Origin of the sequence: Selenomonas ruminantium subsp. ruminantium ATCC 12561 (assembly GCF_000424065.1) — a bacterium.
Classification (GTDB): Bacteria; Bacillota; Negativicutes; order Selenomonadales; family Selenomonadaceae; genus Selenomonas_A; species Selenomonas_A ruminantium.
The window spans coordinates 1-15,306 of record NZ_AUJE01000018.1 but is presented as its reverse complement, the minus strand read 5'-3'; the positions used below and the strand labels follow the sequence as shown (position 1 = coordinate 15,306).

Annotated in this window: 15 protein-coding genes, 1 pseudogene and 1 other annotated feature (1 of these 17 only partly in view); of the genes and pseudogenes, 5 read left to right on the top strand and 11 right to left on the bottom strand. The window is 49.8% G+C overall.

Annotated features, from left to right (window positions below):
- Nucleotides 1-173 (bottom strand) — a binding site (T-box leader) (it extends 20 nt beyond the left edge of the window).
- A gap of 116 nt (nt 174-289) precedes the next feature.
- Complete coding sequence (locus tag G598_RS0108200) at nt 290-841, top strand: PadR family transcriptional regulator (protein WP_026766558.1); 552 nt, start codon at nt 290-292, stop codon at nt 839-841.
- 7 nt (nt 842-848) lie between these two features.
- On the opposite strand, the gene G598_RS17460 is transcribed toward G598_RS0108200, so the two are convergent.
- A complete protein-coding gene (locus G598_RS17460; protein WP_157833301.1) occupies nt 849-1,238 on the bottom strand; it encodes a cytochrome c3 family protein in 390 nt (129 codons plus the stop codon).
- Between G598_RS17460 and G598_RS17455 the strand changes: the two genes are divergently transcribed.
- Nucleotides 1,216-2,154, top strand: coding sequence for an FAD-dependent oxidoreductase (locus tag G598_RS17455; protein WP_051180090.1), 939 nt, complete (start codon nt 1,216-1,218; stop codon nt 2,152-2,154). The genes G598_RS17460 and G598_RS17455 overlap by 23 nt on opposite strands.
- Nucleotides 2,155-2,203: 49 nt before the next feature.
- Here G598_RS17455 and G598_RS0108185 read toward each other — a convergent pair whose 3' ends face one another.
- A complete protein-coding gene (locus tag G598_RS0108185; protein WP_026766557.1) occupies nt 2,204-3,475 on the bottom strand; it encodes a PucR family transcriptional regulator in 1,272 nt (423 codons plus the stop codon).
- Nucleotides 3,476-3,689: 214 nt separating this feature from the next.
- On the opposite strand from G598_RS0108185, the gene G598_RS0108180 reads away from it, so the two are divergent.
- A complete protein-coding gene (locus G598_RS0108180; RefSeq protein ID WP_026766556.1) occupies nt 3,690-5,639 on the top strand; it encodes a peptidase U32 family protein in 1,950 nt (649 codons plus the stop codon).
- Nucleotides 5,640-5,666: 27 nt separating this feature from the next.
- Nucleotides 5,667-6,965, top strand: a complete 1,299-nt coding sequence (locus G598_RS0108175; RefSeq protein WP_026766555.1) for an aspartate aminotransferase family protein — start codon at nt 5,667-5,669, stop codon at nt 6,963-6,965.
- Nucleotides 6,966-7,097: 132 nt separating this feature from the next.
- Here the strand turns inward: G598_RS0108175 and G598_RS0108170 are convergent, their stop codons facing one another.
- Nucleotides 7,098-7,364, bottom strand: coding sequence for a hypothetical protein (locus G598_RS0108170; protein WP_051180088.1), 267 nt, complete (start codon nt 7,362-7,364; stop codon nt 7,098-7,100).
- A gap of 66 nt (nt 7,365-7,430) precedes the next feature.
- Nucleotides 7,431-8,141, bottom strand: a complete 711-nt coding sequence (locus G598_RS17450; RefSeq protein WP_051180086.1) for a hypothetical protein — start codon at nt 8,139-8,141, stop codon at nt 7,431-7,433.
- A 231-nt stretch (nt 8,142-8,372) separates the two neighbouring features.
- Between G598_RS17450 and G598_RS0108160 the strand changes: the two genes are divergently transcribed.
- Complete coding sequence (locus G598_RS0108160; RefSeq protein ID WP_026766553.1) at nt 8,373-8,579, top strand: hypothetical protein; 207 nt, start codon at nt 8,373-8,375, stop codon at nt 8,577-8,579.
- A gap of 52 nt (nt 8,580-8,631) precedes the next feature.
- Here G598_RS0108160 and G598_RS0108155 read toward each other — a convergent pair whose 3' ends face one another.
- The 7 genes and pseudogenes from G598_RS0108155 to G598_RS17445 form a co-directional block, all read right to left on the bottom strand.
- Nucleotides 8,632-10,518 carry a type I glutamate--ammonia ligase gene (locus G598_RS0108155; protein ID WP_026766552.1) on the bottom strand — a complete coding sequence of 629 codons (1,887 nt, stop codon included), beginning with the start codon at nt 10,516-10,518 and terminating at the stop codon, nt 8,632-8,634.
- 172 nt (nt 10,519-10,690) lie between these two features.
- Entirely contained in the window at nt 10,691-11,821 is a 1,131-nt protein-coding gene (locus tag G598_RS0108150; protein ID WP_026766551.1) for a sodium ion-translocating decarboxylase subunit beta, read from the bottom strand.
- A gap of 21 nt (nt 11,822-11,842) precedes the next feature.
- A complete protein-coding gene (locus G598_RS0108145) occupies nt 11,843-12,193 on the bottom strand; it encodes an OadG family protein (protein WP_026766550.1) in 351 nt (116 codons plus the stop codon).
- 209 nt (nt 12,194-12,402) lie between these two features.
- Nucleotides 12,403-13,179 carry a sirohydrochlorin cobaltochelatase gene (locus G598_RS0108140; protein WP_026766549.1) on the bottom strand — a complete coding sequence of 259 codons (777 nt, stop codon included), beginning with the start codon at nt 13,177-13,179 and terminating at the stop codon, nt 12,403-12,405.
- 1 nt (nt 13,180) lies between these two features.
- The gene (gene glmM, locus G598_RS0108135) at nt 13,181-14,530 is read right to left on the bottom strand and encodes a phosphoglucosamine mutase (protein ID WP_026766548.1); all 1,350 of its coding nucleotides are present in this window, start codon (nt 14,528-14,530) and stop codon (nt 13,181-13,183) included.
- 165 nt (nt 14,531-14,695) lie between these two features.
- Nucleotides 14,696-14,965, bottom strand: a complete 270-nt coding sequence (locus G598_RS0108130; RefSeq protein ID WP_026766547.1) for a hypothetical protein — start codon at nt 14,963-14,965, stop codon at nt 14,696-14,698.
- Nucleotides 14,966-15,042: 77 nt separating this feature from the next.
- A pseudogene (locus G598_RS17445) lies at nt 15,043-15,306 on the bottom strand (hypothetical protein); the annotation flags it as partial.

The window sequence follows — 15,306 nt, the reverse complement described above, 5'->3', positions numbered from 1 at the left end:
TTCGCGGTACCACCCTGATTTTTCACTCGATAACTTTAACGCAGTCATACGTCCGGCATTTCCTCCGAAAGACTCCCAAGCGAACGTTCGACCTCCGGCTTTATCTCCTTCCCACCAACAGAGACTCTCTAGAAAAGCCTGCGAGATTTACTCTTCTTGTTCATCGCCACAATACATAGAATTGTAGCATAAAGCCCAGGCGAATGCAATGCAATATTCGTAAAAATATATGTCAGTCTCGCCCACCTATGCTATACTAAAACGAGCAAAACAAGGAGAAGTGATGACAATGGCACAAAAGAACGTACTAAAATACATTATTCTGGGGCTACTGGCGCATCGCGAACTGGCCGGCTATGATATCAAAAAACTCTTTGAAGAAGAATTAGGCGATTTTTGGTATTCCAACCATAGCCAGATATATCCCGAACTACGCCATATGGAAGATGACGGCTTGATCAGTTCCCGCACAGAACTTGTCGGCAAAAAACTCGAAAAAAAATTCTATCAGATTACAAAAAGCGGACAGCAACTGCTGTCCGCCTGGATGCATGAACCACTGAGCCAGCCTGTGCCAACCCGGGACGACTTTACCATGAAGCTTTACCTGTTGGATTCGGCCGCTGACCCATTGACACGCCAACTCTTTCAAGAGGAAATCGCCCGCCATGAGGAAAAATATCAATACCTCCAAGCCCGCTGGCAGCTACTATTTGCCGACGAAGAAGCACGCCAGAAACATTTTGGCCACCGCTGCATACTCCAGCAGGCCATCCTGCGGGAAAAACAGCGGCTTGACTGGCTTCGCCAGGAATTAAAGAACCTCCCAGTCCAGCAATAACCAACCCTTACTTGGTTTTCTTTGCTTCTTTATCCCAGTCTGCCGGCAAATTCTGCAGGAACTCAAAGTTATGGCAGTCCGCACATTTTGCATGGGATTGATTATGCATCTTATGGCAGTCGGAGCATACCAAATCGCCTAAATGGGAATTATGCGGATTGGCTTCGCCAAAGTCCGTTTTCGCCACGATGGCGTCAATATCACTGTGACATTTCGTGCACATTTCATTCGGGAAAGCCCGTTTGTATGGCGGGTCATCAAAATCATCCGTCACATACCAAACGGTTTCCTGGATTTTATCCTCGATGCCGTTTTCATGGCAGTCAATACAATTTACATTGGCCTGCGCATGGGCATGAGACAACAGTTCACTATTGTCGCATGCAGGCCGCGTCACCGGTGTAATCGCTCAGAATGAAAATAAGTCCTACATCAAGTTCAATGCCAAAAAAGCCGTTATTCTCTGCGCCGGCGATTATGGCCATGATGAGGAAATGTTGAACTACTACATTCCCAGTGCAAAAACCATCAACAAGATTTCTTACCCCGGCACCTTCAACACCGGTGACGGCCAGAAGATGGGCCTCTGGATTGGTGCAGACATTGACGAATGGCCGCATACAGCCATGTACTTTGACAAGGCCTTTGTCGATAATCCCAAGGAAAATCCCGATGCCCTGACCCGTCAGCCATGGCTGGGCGTCAATCTCAAAGGCGAGCGCTTCGGCAACGAGGATTTGACCTTTGGGTACCTTTCCAACCAGGTACGCCAGCAGCCCGGCCAATGCAAATGGAACATTTGGGATTCCAAATGGCCGCAGGAAGCCCCTGCTTTCCATCAGACTGCCTGCAAGGAAATGAAATTCCATCACAATCCGGAAGATGTGGAACGCTACATCAAAGAAGGCTTGGTCAAAAAAGCCGACACCATTGAAGATTTGGCCAAACAGTGCGAGCTGCCTTATGAAACCCTCAAAGCCACGATTGACCGCTACAACGAACTGGCCCGCAAAGGTGTAGATGAGGACTTCCACAAAAAGCCCCTCTTTATGACCACGATTGAAAAGGCCCCCTTCTTCGCCTGCAAGATGGGAACTTCCATGTTGGTAACGCTCGGCGGCCTGCGTATTAACGAGAACATGCAGGTTCTCGACAAAGAGAAAAACGTCATTCCCGGACTCTATGCCGCCGGCAACAACTCCGGCTCCTTCTATGGCAATGACTACCCCACCTGCATTCCCGGCAACAGCCATGGCCGTGCCCAAACCTTTGGCTATACGGCCGGCAAGAATGCCGCAAAAGAATCTGTATAAAAAAATCCCTGCTGACCGCAAAATCAGCAGGGATTTTTTTGCAAAGTTCTTAAAACATCGTTTGTGTACCATGACTGCCGTTATTCTTGTGACTGCCAAAATTCCCCACATAACCGGGCTGCAGGAGATTAAGCGCCTTTAGCACATCCCCTACCCGAATAGCCGCATAGAGATTAAAGCGGGTATCCGGATGATTGATGTCGATATCCAATAGCTGGGCAATTTTCTCACAGCGATAACGCACCGTGTTCACATGCACAAAGAGTTTTTCTGCCGTCAGCTTATAGTTGAAATTCGTATCCAGCAGCGTACGCAAGGTTATCTGTAAGCCTGCGTCACAGTCATGGTCATAGGCCAGCAGCTTATCCAAAGTCTGACGACAGAATTCCACAATTCGCGACTTTTCACAGGTAAAGAGTTCCTTGAATACGCCCATGCCGGAAAACTCCTGCACAAAGCCCTGTTCGCCTTTAATCTGCCGAAACATTAGGGCAATGCGTGCTTCCTGATAGCTGCGATGCAGCTCAGCCAGCGGATAGTCACCACCTACACCAATAGATACCGCCACCTTATAGACCTCTGAGAACAGCTGCTGCCATGTGGCAAATAATTCCTGCCTTTTTTTCAAAGAAAGCATCCCTAATTCCTGCTGAACGTAAAGTCCCGACAAAATCACCAGATAAATGCCGTTCCATTCCAAAGGATAAATGAGCTCCATCTGATGACGCTGACTGAACTGCAATAATTTAGCCCGAAAATCGGCAGGCGGAATAAGCGGCATATCTGTCCCCATATCCATTAGCATAACCGCATATTTACGGTCACGATGCACTTCAATGCCCTGTTCAGTCAGCAGGGATTCTACGCTGATGTTATGCTTGATAAAAACCCCTTCGAAAAAAGCCGCCCGCTGCTCATGCAGCCGCTTGGCAAAAGCCCTATGCCCCCGCAGATACCATTTCAGGGCCAGGCGGGCAGATTCTTGCATAGCGGAAAGCGGCGCAATGTCCTCGCTTTTTGCCTGCTGCCAAAAGATAAACAGGACACTGTCCGGCACATCATCCAAAATCACCTTAAAAACCAGCATTTGCTGATTTTTGGCATAATAATATTGATTCTCATCAAAATCCGGCATTGCTGCCAGCATATCCAGCACAGCCTGTGAGGCGATAACACCGGATTTTGGGTGATGTTCGATTCCCTGCCGTCCTGTGATAATCAGCTCTTTTCCGCCCTGTCGCTGCATTTTCTGCGCCAAAGCCCCAATGCCCTTGCCAGCCATCAATTCCAGCCAGTCAAGTGCTGCATTTTTTTCTTCCATTGTCTCTAGACCTCTCCCACAACCATAACAATCGTTTTTGTACAATCCTACAAACGAACCGGTCATTTGTCGTATTTACCATTATTCGGTACTTATTGTTGTAACACAATCCACTTTAGAATGCAATGTATTATTGATAGCCCCCGCATTCTCTGTTATACTTATTAATTGGAACTATTAAGATAAAACCTATCCAAAAAGGAGTTTTTATTCGATGCTGTTAAATCGTAAATCCGTAGAACTGCTGGCACCTGCCGGTACCTGGGATGCCCTGGTGGCCGGTGTGGAAGCTGGTGCTGATGCTTGCTACCTCGGAGGCAAGCATTTTAATATGCGCATGCACGAAGGTGATTTCAACTTTGATGATGAAATACTCAAAAAGGCCATCGCCTACACCCATGAGCATGGCGTGAAGCTTTACATCACCCTCAACAACCTGATCAGCGATGAGGAAATCCCCGCACTGCGTGAATACCTCACCTACCTTAATGAAATCCGCCCGGATGCTATTTTGGTGCAGGACTTTGCTGTCCTCGAACTCATTCACGAAATGGGCATCAAGATTCCTGTGCACACCTCCGTTATGATGAATACCCATAACGAGCACGCCATCGAAAAGCTCAAAGAATACGGCATTACCCGCGTCGTTGTGGGCCGTGAGATGACGCTCTCCGAGCTCTCCCTGTTCCGTGAGCGCACAGGCATTGAAGTGGAATACTTCATGCACGGCGATATGTGCATCAGCGAAAGCGGCCAGTGCATTCACTCCGGCGTGGTCTTTGGCCAGAGCGGCAACCGTGGCCGCTGCCTGAAACCCTGCCGCTGGGCCTATCAGCTGATTGACGAAAAGACGGGCGAAGTGCTCGACAAGGACAGCGAGGGTGCCTATAAGCTGGCGCTCAAGGACATGTGCATGTACCGCCATATCCCCCAGCTCATTCAGGCTGGCGTGTTCTCCTTCAAAATCGAAGGCCGTATGCGCCCTGCCCCCTTTATCCGCCGCATTGTCAGCACCTACCGCAAGGCCATTGATGCCTATATTGCTGACCCGATGGGCTGGCAGCCGGATGAAGAAGGCTGGAAGAGCCTGTACGAGAACCGTGCCCGCGACTTTACGACCACCTTTGCCTTCGGTTCCCCGGATAAAAAGGATATCGGCTTTGACGGCACGCGTGAACCGCGCTTCTTCAGCGATGCGGTGAAGGAAGCAGGTTTCCAGGACGAAATCCTGAAACAGGAACGCGATATTGACAAGTCAAATCCTGACCACCGTACATTAAGTGTCCGCGTAAACACCGTTGGTGCAGCCTGCGCTGTTATTGACAACGGTGCCGATATCGTCTATGTCGGCGGCGAAACCTTCCGCCCCAACAAGCCTTGGAGTCTCAAAGATTTTGCCGAAGTTATCGCCTACAACAAGGGCCGCGCCAAAATCATCATCAACACGCCGCGCACGACCATGCGCCGGGAATGCGGCGAACTGGAACAGTTCTTCACTGCTCTGAGACAGCGTGAACTCAAAGCCGACGGCATAATGGTCAGCAACCTTGGCTCGTTGAAGCTGGCCAAGCGCCTGACGGATTTGCCAGTACAGGCTGATGTGTCCTTCAACCTCTTTAACCATCTGGCCGCCAAGTTCCTTAAGGAAAATGGCCTGACCATGGGCACGGCTTCCTACGAGCTTTCGTTTGAGCAGCTGCGCGAAATCGTCGAAAGCTCCGAGCTGCCCATCGAAGTTGTTGTCCACGGCTCCTATGAGTCCATGATTTGTGACCACAATATTCCGGGCATGAGCCTGCCGTTCTTCAATGAACTCAACAATCCCGAAGTGCTCGACCGCCGCTATGCCCTGCTCGACAAGGCTGGTGAAAAGCATTCCCTGCGCGTTGACCAGTTTGGCCGCAACCATATCTACTTTGCCAAGGACCTCTGCCTCTATCCGTACCTTGCGAAGTTTAACGGCTTAGGCGCTTACCGCATTGAGGCACAGGACTATGCCCCGGAATTTGCCGGCATGGTCACCCGCATTTACCGCACAGCTTTGGATAATCTTACGGCAGGCAAAGAGGCCTTCCACGCCGACGACCTCGAAACGCTCAAAAAAGGCCCGCGCGAACTGGGGCTTGGCACCTACCGTTTCCGCCGGAGCCGCAACTCCATCTAACCTATTTATTTTTTAGGAGAGGGAAATATGGAAAGCAAAAAATTTATCGGCCCTGAGGCCATTATCGAAAAAAAGAAAAAATACATCATGCCCTGCTTAGGTCATTTCTACAAGGAACCTGCCCAAATGGTCAAAGGTTCCATGCAGTACCTCTGGGACAGCACAGGCAAGAAATATCTGGATATGTACGCAGGCGTGTCCGTTATGAACTGCGGCCACTGCAATCCGGAAATCCTCACGAAGATGAAAGCCCAGATTGATGAGCTGCAGCATGTCTGCAACATCTACCTCACAGAAAACTTCGTGAATCTTGCCGAAAAACTCGCCGAGGTTACGCCAGGCGACCTGCAGAAGTCTTTCTTCTGCTCCACGGGCTCCGAAGCTACGGAAGGTGCCTTCCTGCTGGCTTCTGTCTACACGGGCAACAGCGAAATCATCGCCCTGCGCCACGGCCTGCATGGCCGCACGAAGCTCGGCATGAGCGTAACAGGCCTTACTATGTGGCGCACCGACCCCAATCCCGTTGGCGGCATTCACTTTGCCCCCAACCCGAACTGCTATCGCTGCCCCATGAACAAGAAGTTCCCGGACTGCGATTACGCCTGCGCCAATGCCATTGAGGATTTGATCAAATCCTCCACCTCCGGCCATCCCGGCGCCTTCATCGCCGAGACCATTCAGGGCAATGCTGGCTGCGTAGTGCCCCCCAAGGGCTACTTCAAACGCGTCAAGGAAATCCTTGACCAGTACAACACCCTGCTGATTATCGACGAAGTACAGACAGGCTTTGCCCGCAGCGGCAAGATGTTTGCCATCGAAAATTACGATGTTGTTCCCGATATCATGTGCATGGCGAAAGCTCTAGGCAACGGCGCCCCGATTTCCGCCTTTATCTCCACGGCCAAAATTGCTGATACCTACACCCGCCCCGGCGCTTCGACGCTTGGTGGCAATCCGGTATCCTCCACCACAGCTATGGCGGTTCTCGACTATATCGAGGAACACAAGCTTATGGAAAATGCTCAGGCACGTGGCGAGCAGCTTAGAAATGGCCTGCGTGAGCTCCAAAAGAAACATCCCGTTATCGGCGATGTGCGCGGCCTCGGCCTGATGGATGGCGCAGAATTCATCCACACGGACGGCAGCCCGGCTCCGGAAATCCTTGACGATGTACTCGAAGTCCTCAAAGACCGCGGTTTTATCATCGGCAAGAACGGCGTAGACCGCAACGTCATGGCCTTCCAGCCACCTTTGGTGATTACGGAAGAAAATGTCAACGACGTACTAAACGCCCTGGACATGGTCTTAACCGAAAAGAATCTCTAACCTAAAGCCATGAAACCATAAAATCATAAGCATAACTAAGCCCGCCCCGTCGGGAATATCTTTCTGCAGCGTTTGACAAGCCTGTCTAAGCGTAAGAAAGATATTCCCGACGGGGCGGGCGTCTTTTAGATACTATTTTATTGGTGCATTGATTTCCTTGACGATTTTCGCTTCTTCCCGGCCCATACACCAACCCAAAGTCTTAATCTCCGAATAGAGCATAACCCGCTGCTCCCGATTGTCCACATCAGCCCGCATCAACTGTTGATACTGGCCGATGGCCTGATAGTAGCGGGCAGAGATTGCCTGTATGGTACGCGGCTTTTCCGGACGTTTTTCCTTATGACGGCGAATCAAATCCTCAGCGGCGTTTACTGTTTCGTTATCGGTAATAATCATAATGGTCTCCCCTTCTGCAAGATGCTTATAGGGAAATATTCGCCTTGCGGGTGGAAAAATCCTTTATTATTTTTCTTCCGGCATCTCACCACCATCCGGCGGGCCGCCCTGCGGACCATGTCCTGGGAACTTTCCTTTTTCCATATTCGGACGCAGGGCCGACCGATCTACACCGAGCTGTTCAGCTACATCGCCCCAGCGGTTATTGATTTTCTTCATATCCAGAACGGTCTGAATATCCTTGTTGCTGAGTTTAGCCAGCTTAGCGGCCACGCTGACATCCATCGGCCGATAGCCTTTATTTAACAAGGACAGTGCCTGGTCTTTGTCAATATTGCCGCGCTGTGCTATGCGCTCGGCACTCAGTTCATTCATCTGGGCACGTATCTGTTCCGGCTTAATCCCCAGCTCCTTCGTGATTTCCGGCCAACGCTTGTCCTTTGTCTTCATTGCCAGCACATCTTTAAAGGACTTACCACTGATTTTTGCCAGCATGGCTGCCTGACCGATATCGCGAAAATCGCGTTTTTCATTGAAGGCAGCCTTCACTTCATCTTCACTGACCCCAAAAGTCTTATTCAGGTGCTTGGCTGCTTCATCCGGATTCATCTTCACGTGGCGCTCTCCACTCTGATGACCACGCATCACAGGCGGCTTATCCGGCCGCCCATTTTGAGCAGCCATCTCGGCGGCTTGAGCCTGTCCACTCAACATACCAAAACCCGCACCTGCCATGAGTACACCAGCCACAAATCCTGCTAACATTTTCTTACGCATAATATTCACCCTCCATTCAAGTGATTAACTATCTTGACTATGCTTATAATATACACCGTCATTCTTATAGTTGCTTTAGACTACCATTAATTTTCCGTAAAAATTCGCTGAAAATAGGCTGAAATCCTCCCTGCAATAAATATTTTTTATTTTCTTCAGCAAAAAAGAGGAAAAAACACTTCAAATGTAGTATTATATCTTATGTGATAAATATGGAAAGAGGTGTATTCGATGACAGATCAGGAAATCGAGAAACTTGTCCAGGATAAACTCAACGAGGCTTATCAGGCAGAAGAACATCCCAAAAAGTTCTTCATCACGGAAAACGGACGCGGTGTCTGCGATGGCGGCGACCTTTACAACGCTCTCCTCGGTGACATGATGCGCATTTCCCAGAAAGCCTTGACGGCTATTCTCAAAGAAGCGCTGAAAAAATAAGCGACGTCAAAAAATCCCCAGCAGTGAAATCGCTGCTGGGGATTTTTATTCATCAAATCATGTTTTTAACGTAGCTGTCGTAGAGGGCTTTCAGTTCTTCAACCTTGTCGTACATCTCTACCTGCAGGCCGGAAGCTGCTGCATAGTCACCTTCGTTCAAGGCATTAATCAGCAGGGTGAACAGCGATTTTTCATCAATGCTGTCCTTAGCCAGGTAAGCACGAATGCCGTTAATTTTATTCCAGTTATAGGAATCCAAATCCGTTACGAAATCCGATTTGATTTCCTTAGCTGCACGGACAATATCGCGGTTTTCCGGAATGATGCGGGCGATCAGCTCCGTCTTCCAACGCAGGAGCGCGCCGGCACGGAAAGCGTTGATAATCGTGTCGTTGAGGGCGCCGCCAGCCGTGATAACAGCTTTTTTATCGGTGTAGTTATCGAAGTTCTGCATATTTTCCCAAACCGTTGCGGGAGGAGCACCGAACAGGCGGTCGCGTTCTTCATCCGTATAGTCTTCAAAGACATCGTTTTCACTGCGATAAGCACGGTCTTTTTCCAGATAGAAGCCTTCTTCGCCTGCCTCCTTGGAAAGTTCCGTCAGCAATTCTGCCGTAGTATGGGTAACCGCCGTCTTGATACCATCGAGACAAGCAGAGTAAATCGCAGCCAAAACCAAATACGTATTAGTATACGGGTTGCAGGCACGCAGTTCGAAACGCGTAGCATACGGATTACCCAGGTCACGGATAAGGCCGGCCAGAATCGTACGGTTACGGGACGGCTGGTCCGGACGGTGGCCCAGAGACGTAACGATACATACCGGAGCTTCAAAACCGGGTTTCAGACGGTTCAGGGAGTCATTCGTAGCCGATACAAACGGATTGATGGCTTCGTAGTTCTTGAGCATGCCCATGAGTGCACCATAGCCCACAGCGCTCATGAAGTCCTTATACTGGTCATCTGCTGTAAAGAGGTTGTGCGTCTTGCCGTCGCTGGTGACAGCTGCCATGCCGATATGGGTGTGTTCACCGTTACCAGCCAGGCCAATCATCGGTTTAGCCTTGAAGCTTACCTCGAGACCAATGGAACGGAAGGTTTCCTTGACTACCGTACGCACGAAGATTTCGTTGTCAGCAGCCTGCAGGGCATCGGCAAACTTCCAGTCGATTTCCAGCTGTTCGCAAACATGAGTCATGTTACCGCTGCCGTCAATCTGTGCTTTAAGGCCACCAACTTCCTTATGGCCCATTTCTACCTTGAAGCCATATTTATCGAGCTCAAGCAGGCAGTTTTCCATTGCCGTGCGCACAGCACCATGCGTACGTTCCCAATACTGCTCCTGCATAACCTGGGAGGCAGACATTTCTTCAATCGCAGCTTCTTCAAGCGGCGTCTTTACCCAGAATTCCAATTCCGTAGCCGAGGTGAACTGAATATCGACAACATCATTGCCATCAATGCTTTCAAGGCCGGAAATCTTGGGGTGTTTCTTGAACGTAGCGAGCAGTTCTTCTTTCACATAGTTCAGCGTATCTGCCAGCACTGCACGAGAGTCAACGCGCTTGCCTTCATGCACGAGGAAGGACGGAATACGCAGGGTACCTACCGGCTTGCCCGTTTCTTCATCGTAGAATTCCATATTGTAATCGACGAACCAGTTAACAGTCGGGTCAATGGGCATATCGACCTTGGCGTTATTCAGGGTGGCAATCCCCGTCAGTACAACGGAAGAACCATCGGTCTGCACAGCAGTACCAGCATAGAAATCATCCATATCTTTCAGGAAAATACCTACGGGAATCTTTTCATCCGTATCATTGCCGGCCATATCCACACCTACGAGGGATACGAATTTAATCTCCGGATGCGCTTTAAGCTGCTCAATAATATCCTCTTTTTTCGAATTCGCCGGAATCACATACAGTAAATTTTCCACGTAAAACCACCCTTTCAATGATATAAATACGAAAAAACCATGCAAACACACCCCAAACGGGGAATTATGTCTGCATGGCTCCATTGCCAAAAGCTATTCTTCTTTACAAAAAAGATATTACCATATCAAAGACCTCTTGTAAAGGCTTTTTCTATGTATTTTTATGTATACTTTACTTGAGCATAGCCAGCATCGTACCAGCAGCAACTGCCGTACCGATTACACCAGCCACATTCGGGCCCATAGCATGCATCAGCAGGTAGTTGCCCGGTTTTGCCTTCATGCCCACCATCTGGCTTACACGTGCAGCCATCGGCACAGCGGAAACACCAGCCGAACCAATCAGCGGGTTAATCTTCCAACCGGACAGACGGCACATAAGCTTGCCAAAGAGCACACCACCAGCCGTACCGGACATAAAGGCCAAGAGACCAAGGCCGATGATGAGCAGAGTTGCCGGCTGCAGGAAGTCGTCTGCATTCATGGTCATGCCTGTACCGGTTGCCAGGAAAATCGTCACGATATTGCACAGGGAATTCTGCGCCGTATCGGAAAGACGGTCCATAACACCGGATTCACGGAACAGGTTGCCCAGCATCAGACAGCCCAGCAGAGCCGCAATCGGCGGCAGAAGCAGGCTGATGATGATAGCCGCTACAATCGGGAAGCAGACACGCTCGAACTTCGTCACGGGGCGGAGCTGTTCCATCGCCACTTCACGCTCTTTCTGCGTGGTCAAAAGCTTCATAATCGGCGGCTGAATCAGCGGCACAAGCGACATGTAGGAGTACGCTGCTACGGCGATAGCCCCCAGAAGATGCGGTGCCATCTGAATGGACAGATAGATGGCCGTTGGGCCGTCAGCACCACCGATGATGCCGATAGCACCAGCTTCCTGTACATTAAAGCCCAAGAGCATAGCGCCAACCAAGGCCACGAACACGCCAATCTGGGCAGCAGCTCCCAGAAGCAGGGTAACCGGACGCGCCAGCAGCGGGCCAAAGTCCGTCATCGCACCAATGCCTAAGAAAATGAGTGGCGGGAAGATTTCATTGGCAATACCATAATGGATGGCCTGCATGAGTCCCGGTTCCTCTAAAAATCCCGTACGCGGAAAGTTGGCCAGGATACAGCCAAAGGCAATCGGGCCTAAGAGCAACGGCTCAAATTCCTTGACAATAGCCATATAAAGAAGCACCAGACCAACGAGAATCATAATGCCATTGCCCATGGTGAACGCGGAAAAACCACTGTCTAACCAAACGGCCTGCAGGGAAACGGCAAATGCTTGTAATAATTCCATGATAATTCCTCCTTCCCTGCTTTAACCCCGGCTCTGAATTGCGTTACGGCCGGAATTTTTCCAGTTGTTGCGTTCGATTGGACGAATGGCTTTCACCGTACCCGCACAGCCCATGCTGGCGACCGCCGCAGCAATAACGGCAACCACCTCAGGAGAAATCCCCTCTTCCACAGGTGCAGCTGCTGCAGGCTCTGGCTCTGATACGGTTTCCGGCTTAGCCGGTGCCGCTTCTTCGGGCGCAGCTTTCGGCTTCGTGGGGTCAATATAATGAATCAAATTGATGACCACACCTAAGGCGATTAGCACCAAGAACACAACGGTCATGTTGATTAACATAATAATCAACGGATTGGTTGTTACTGGATGTGACATATACTCACCTCATTCATTTTTTAGGCATCCCTTACCTAATCCTGCCTAAATTCAATTATACCAGTGTACGGTCTCGTTCACATTCAACGATTACTTACGCCATATTATGAACCAAGCAGTACACTAAGTTATTATAACTCATATTTATAAAAATAGAAATACCCTTTATATGAATACTGCTTATAGCTGAAAGTTATGCAAGCGTTGCCTTAAAAATCCCATTCCTGCAAACGCTTGACGTATAACTTCTGAAATGCCGGATATTCGCCCAAACCTTTTAGGCTGACCTTAACCGAAAAACCTGCCGCCTGCAAACGGCTTAACCAGGATTCTGCTTCTGCACCAGCAATATCTTCATTGACATGAGCCCCGCCAGAAAGGAGCAATGGCGCCAACAGAATATTTTTCGCGCCCTTTGCCTGCAGCCTTGCCAACACCGCCGCAAAATCCGGCGTATCCGTCGGCTCAATCACACCGATATGAGCCGGGAACCCGGCCTTATCGGCATCTGCCTGCAGATTTTCATAAGCCGGGTTATGCTGATGCGGGGAACCATGTCCCACAAGCACCAAATCCTCACCGGCTTCCAGCGGGAAAATTTCCTGCAAAACAGCCAGCATATCGGCTCCATCAGCAGGACACTCCATCAAGGGACGGGAAATCAGCAGACGGTCAAACTTCTGCCGATAAGGTTCTATAACCTGCAGAACTTTCTTCTCGTATTCCTCACCTGCAGTAAGATATCCCGGCTGAATGATGACTTCCGTAAAACCATCAGCCACCAAGCCATCCAAGGCTTCCGACAGGGAATCCATATGGGTCCCCTGCTCAGCTAATTTTTTGCGAATAAATACCGAGGTATAAGCCTGCCGGAGCGTAAACTCCGGAAAGGCCGCCTCTATCTGCCTTGCAGCGGCATCAATACAATTTTTGCGCGCCTGCTCATTAATCACACCAAAGCTGGCAAATAAAATGGCTTTTTTCATATCAGCCCTGCTCTTTTTTGACCACATCGGCAATCTCGTTGCAGATCCGGTCAAGCTGTGCCTGGTCCGGGCCTTCTGCCATTACGCGGATAAGCGGTTCCGTACCGGACGGACGCACGAGGATGCGGCCATCATTGCCCAGCTCAGCTTCGCCTTTGGCAATTGCTGCGGAGATAGCTTCGTTCTTCTCCCAGCCTTCCTTCGTAGCTACGCGCACGTTAACCAGAAGCTGCGGATAAGTCGTCATGAGCGCCGTCAGTTCCGAAGCCTTGCGGCCACTGCGTTTCAGAGAAGACAGAACCTGCAAAGCCGTGATGGGGCCGTCACCCGTGGTGCTGTAATCCGTGAAGATGATATGACCGGACTGCTCACCGCCGATTTTGTAGCCGCTCTTGAGCATGTTTTCGAGTACATAACGGTCACCAACCTGCGTTACTTCAACGCGGCCGCCAGCTTCCTTGATGGCCTTATGGAAACCGATGTTGGCCATAACCGTGGAAACAACCGTCTTATGCGGCAGAGTGCCCTTTTTAATCATATCCTGTGCGCACATTACGAGAATGTGGTCGCCATCGATAATCTGTCCCTTTTCATCCACGCAGAGACAGCGGTCAGCATCACCATCATGGGCAATACCAAAGTCTGCGTTATTTTCCACAACAGCCTTCTGCAGGGATTCCATATGCGTGGAACCGCAGTTGTCGTTGATGTTTACACCGTTGGGCAGCGCATGGATAACCTTGACTTTGGCACCCAGTTCACGCAGAACCTTGGGCATAACCTCATAAGCGGCACCATTGGAGCAGTCCAGCACAATCTTCATGCCGTCAAAACGTTCCGAGCAGGTGCTGATGACGAATTCGATGTACTGATTGAGCAGATCCGTACGGTACTCGATATGACCGATTTTCTCCCCCGTCGGACGAGCCAGATTGTCGTCATTTTCGAGCTGATGCACGATTTCTTCGAGCTCATCTTCCACCGCATCCGGCAGTTTGTAGCCGTCACCACCGAAGAACTTAATTCCATTGTCATGGAACGGATTGTGGGAAGCGGAAATCACGATACCAGCCTTAGCCTTATGACGGCGTGCCAGATATGCAATTGCCGGGGTCGGAATGACACCAGCCAGCATAGCACGGCCACCGGCAGAGCAGATACCAGCCGTCAGGGCTGCTTCAAACATTTCACCGGACAGACGCGTGTCACGGCCAATGAGAATCAGCGGCTGTTCCTCGCTGTCGCGGCCAAAATAAATCGTAGCCGCACGGCCCAAACGATAAGCCAATTCCGGCGTTAGGTTCACATTAGCCTCGCCGCGCACACCATCTGTACCAAATAATCTTGCCATAATCAAAAAATCCCCCTATAATAGCGGCTTTTGCCACCTTTATTTACATATACCTGATTATCTTATCATATTTTTTTCAGAAAATCCACGCCACGAGCAATAAAAAGCGGGGGCTTTCTCCCCCCTTGCATCAAATGCAGGAGAAAACAGCCCCCATTATTTGTATTATGACGTTTTAACATATTTCAAACTTTCAATCGCTTTTTGTACCTGATGTTCAGCTTCTATGTCTCCGGTATCATAGAGGAAGGTAAAAAACCAACCTGAATTTCTTCTCGATAATGCCGCAACCTCAACTTCGACATCATAGCCATCCAGCTGACCAATAAAATGGAACCTTCTCAGAGGAATATGATTAACCAGTTCACTTTTCTGACTTGTCAGTTCAACATTCTGTACTTTATACTTATCGATTATTTTTTGAACCTCCCCCACTTATAGAAGTGGGGGATTCTTGAGAAGTTTGATACACGGACTAACGCCCGACAGACATATCCCAAAGGAGTTAGCTGTCAGGATACCCTTATTCTCAATGGGCTGTCCAAAAGCCCTCTACACAGTTCTTCGAAATCGAAGTTCTGCTTACTTTTGCGAAGTATGTTTGCCGCCCCGTTGACATCGGCATTTGCAGTTCTGCCATCGGCAAACCGATACAGTCCACGCTGGACACGCTTGCCACTGAATATACCAGTATACGGATTTTCGGCATTGTAGACAGGAATATCGTCCAGGTCAAGGCAGCTTGCCTTTGAAGTATAGGATTCTTCCTGCTCTAT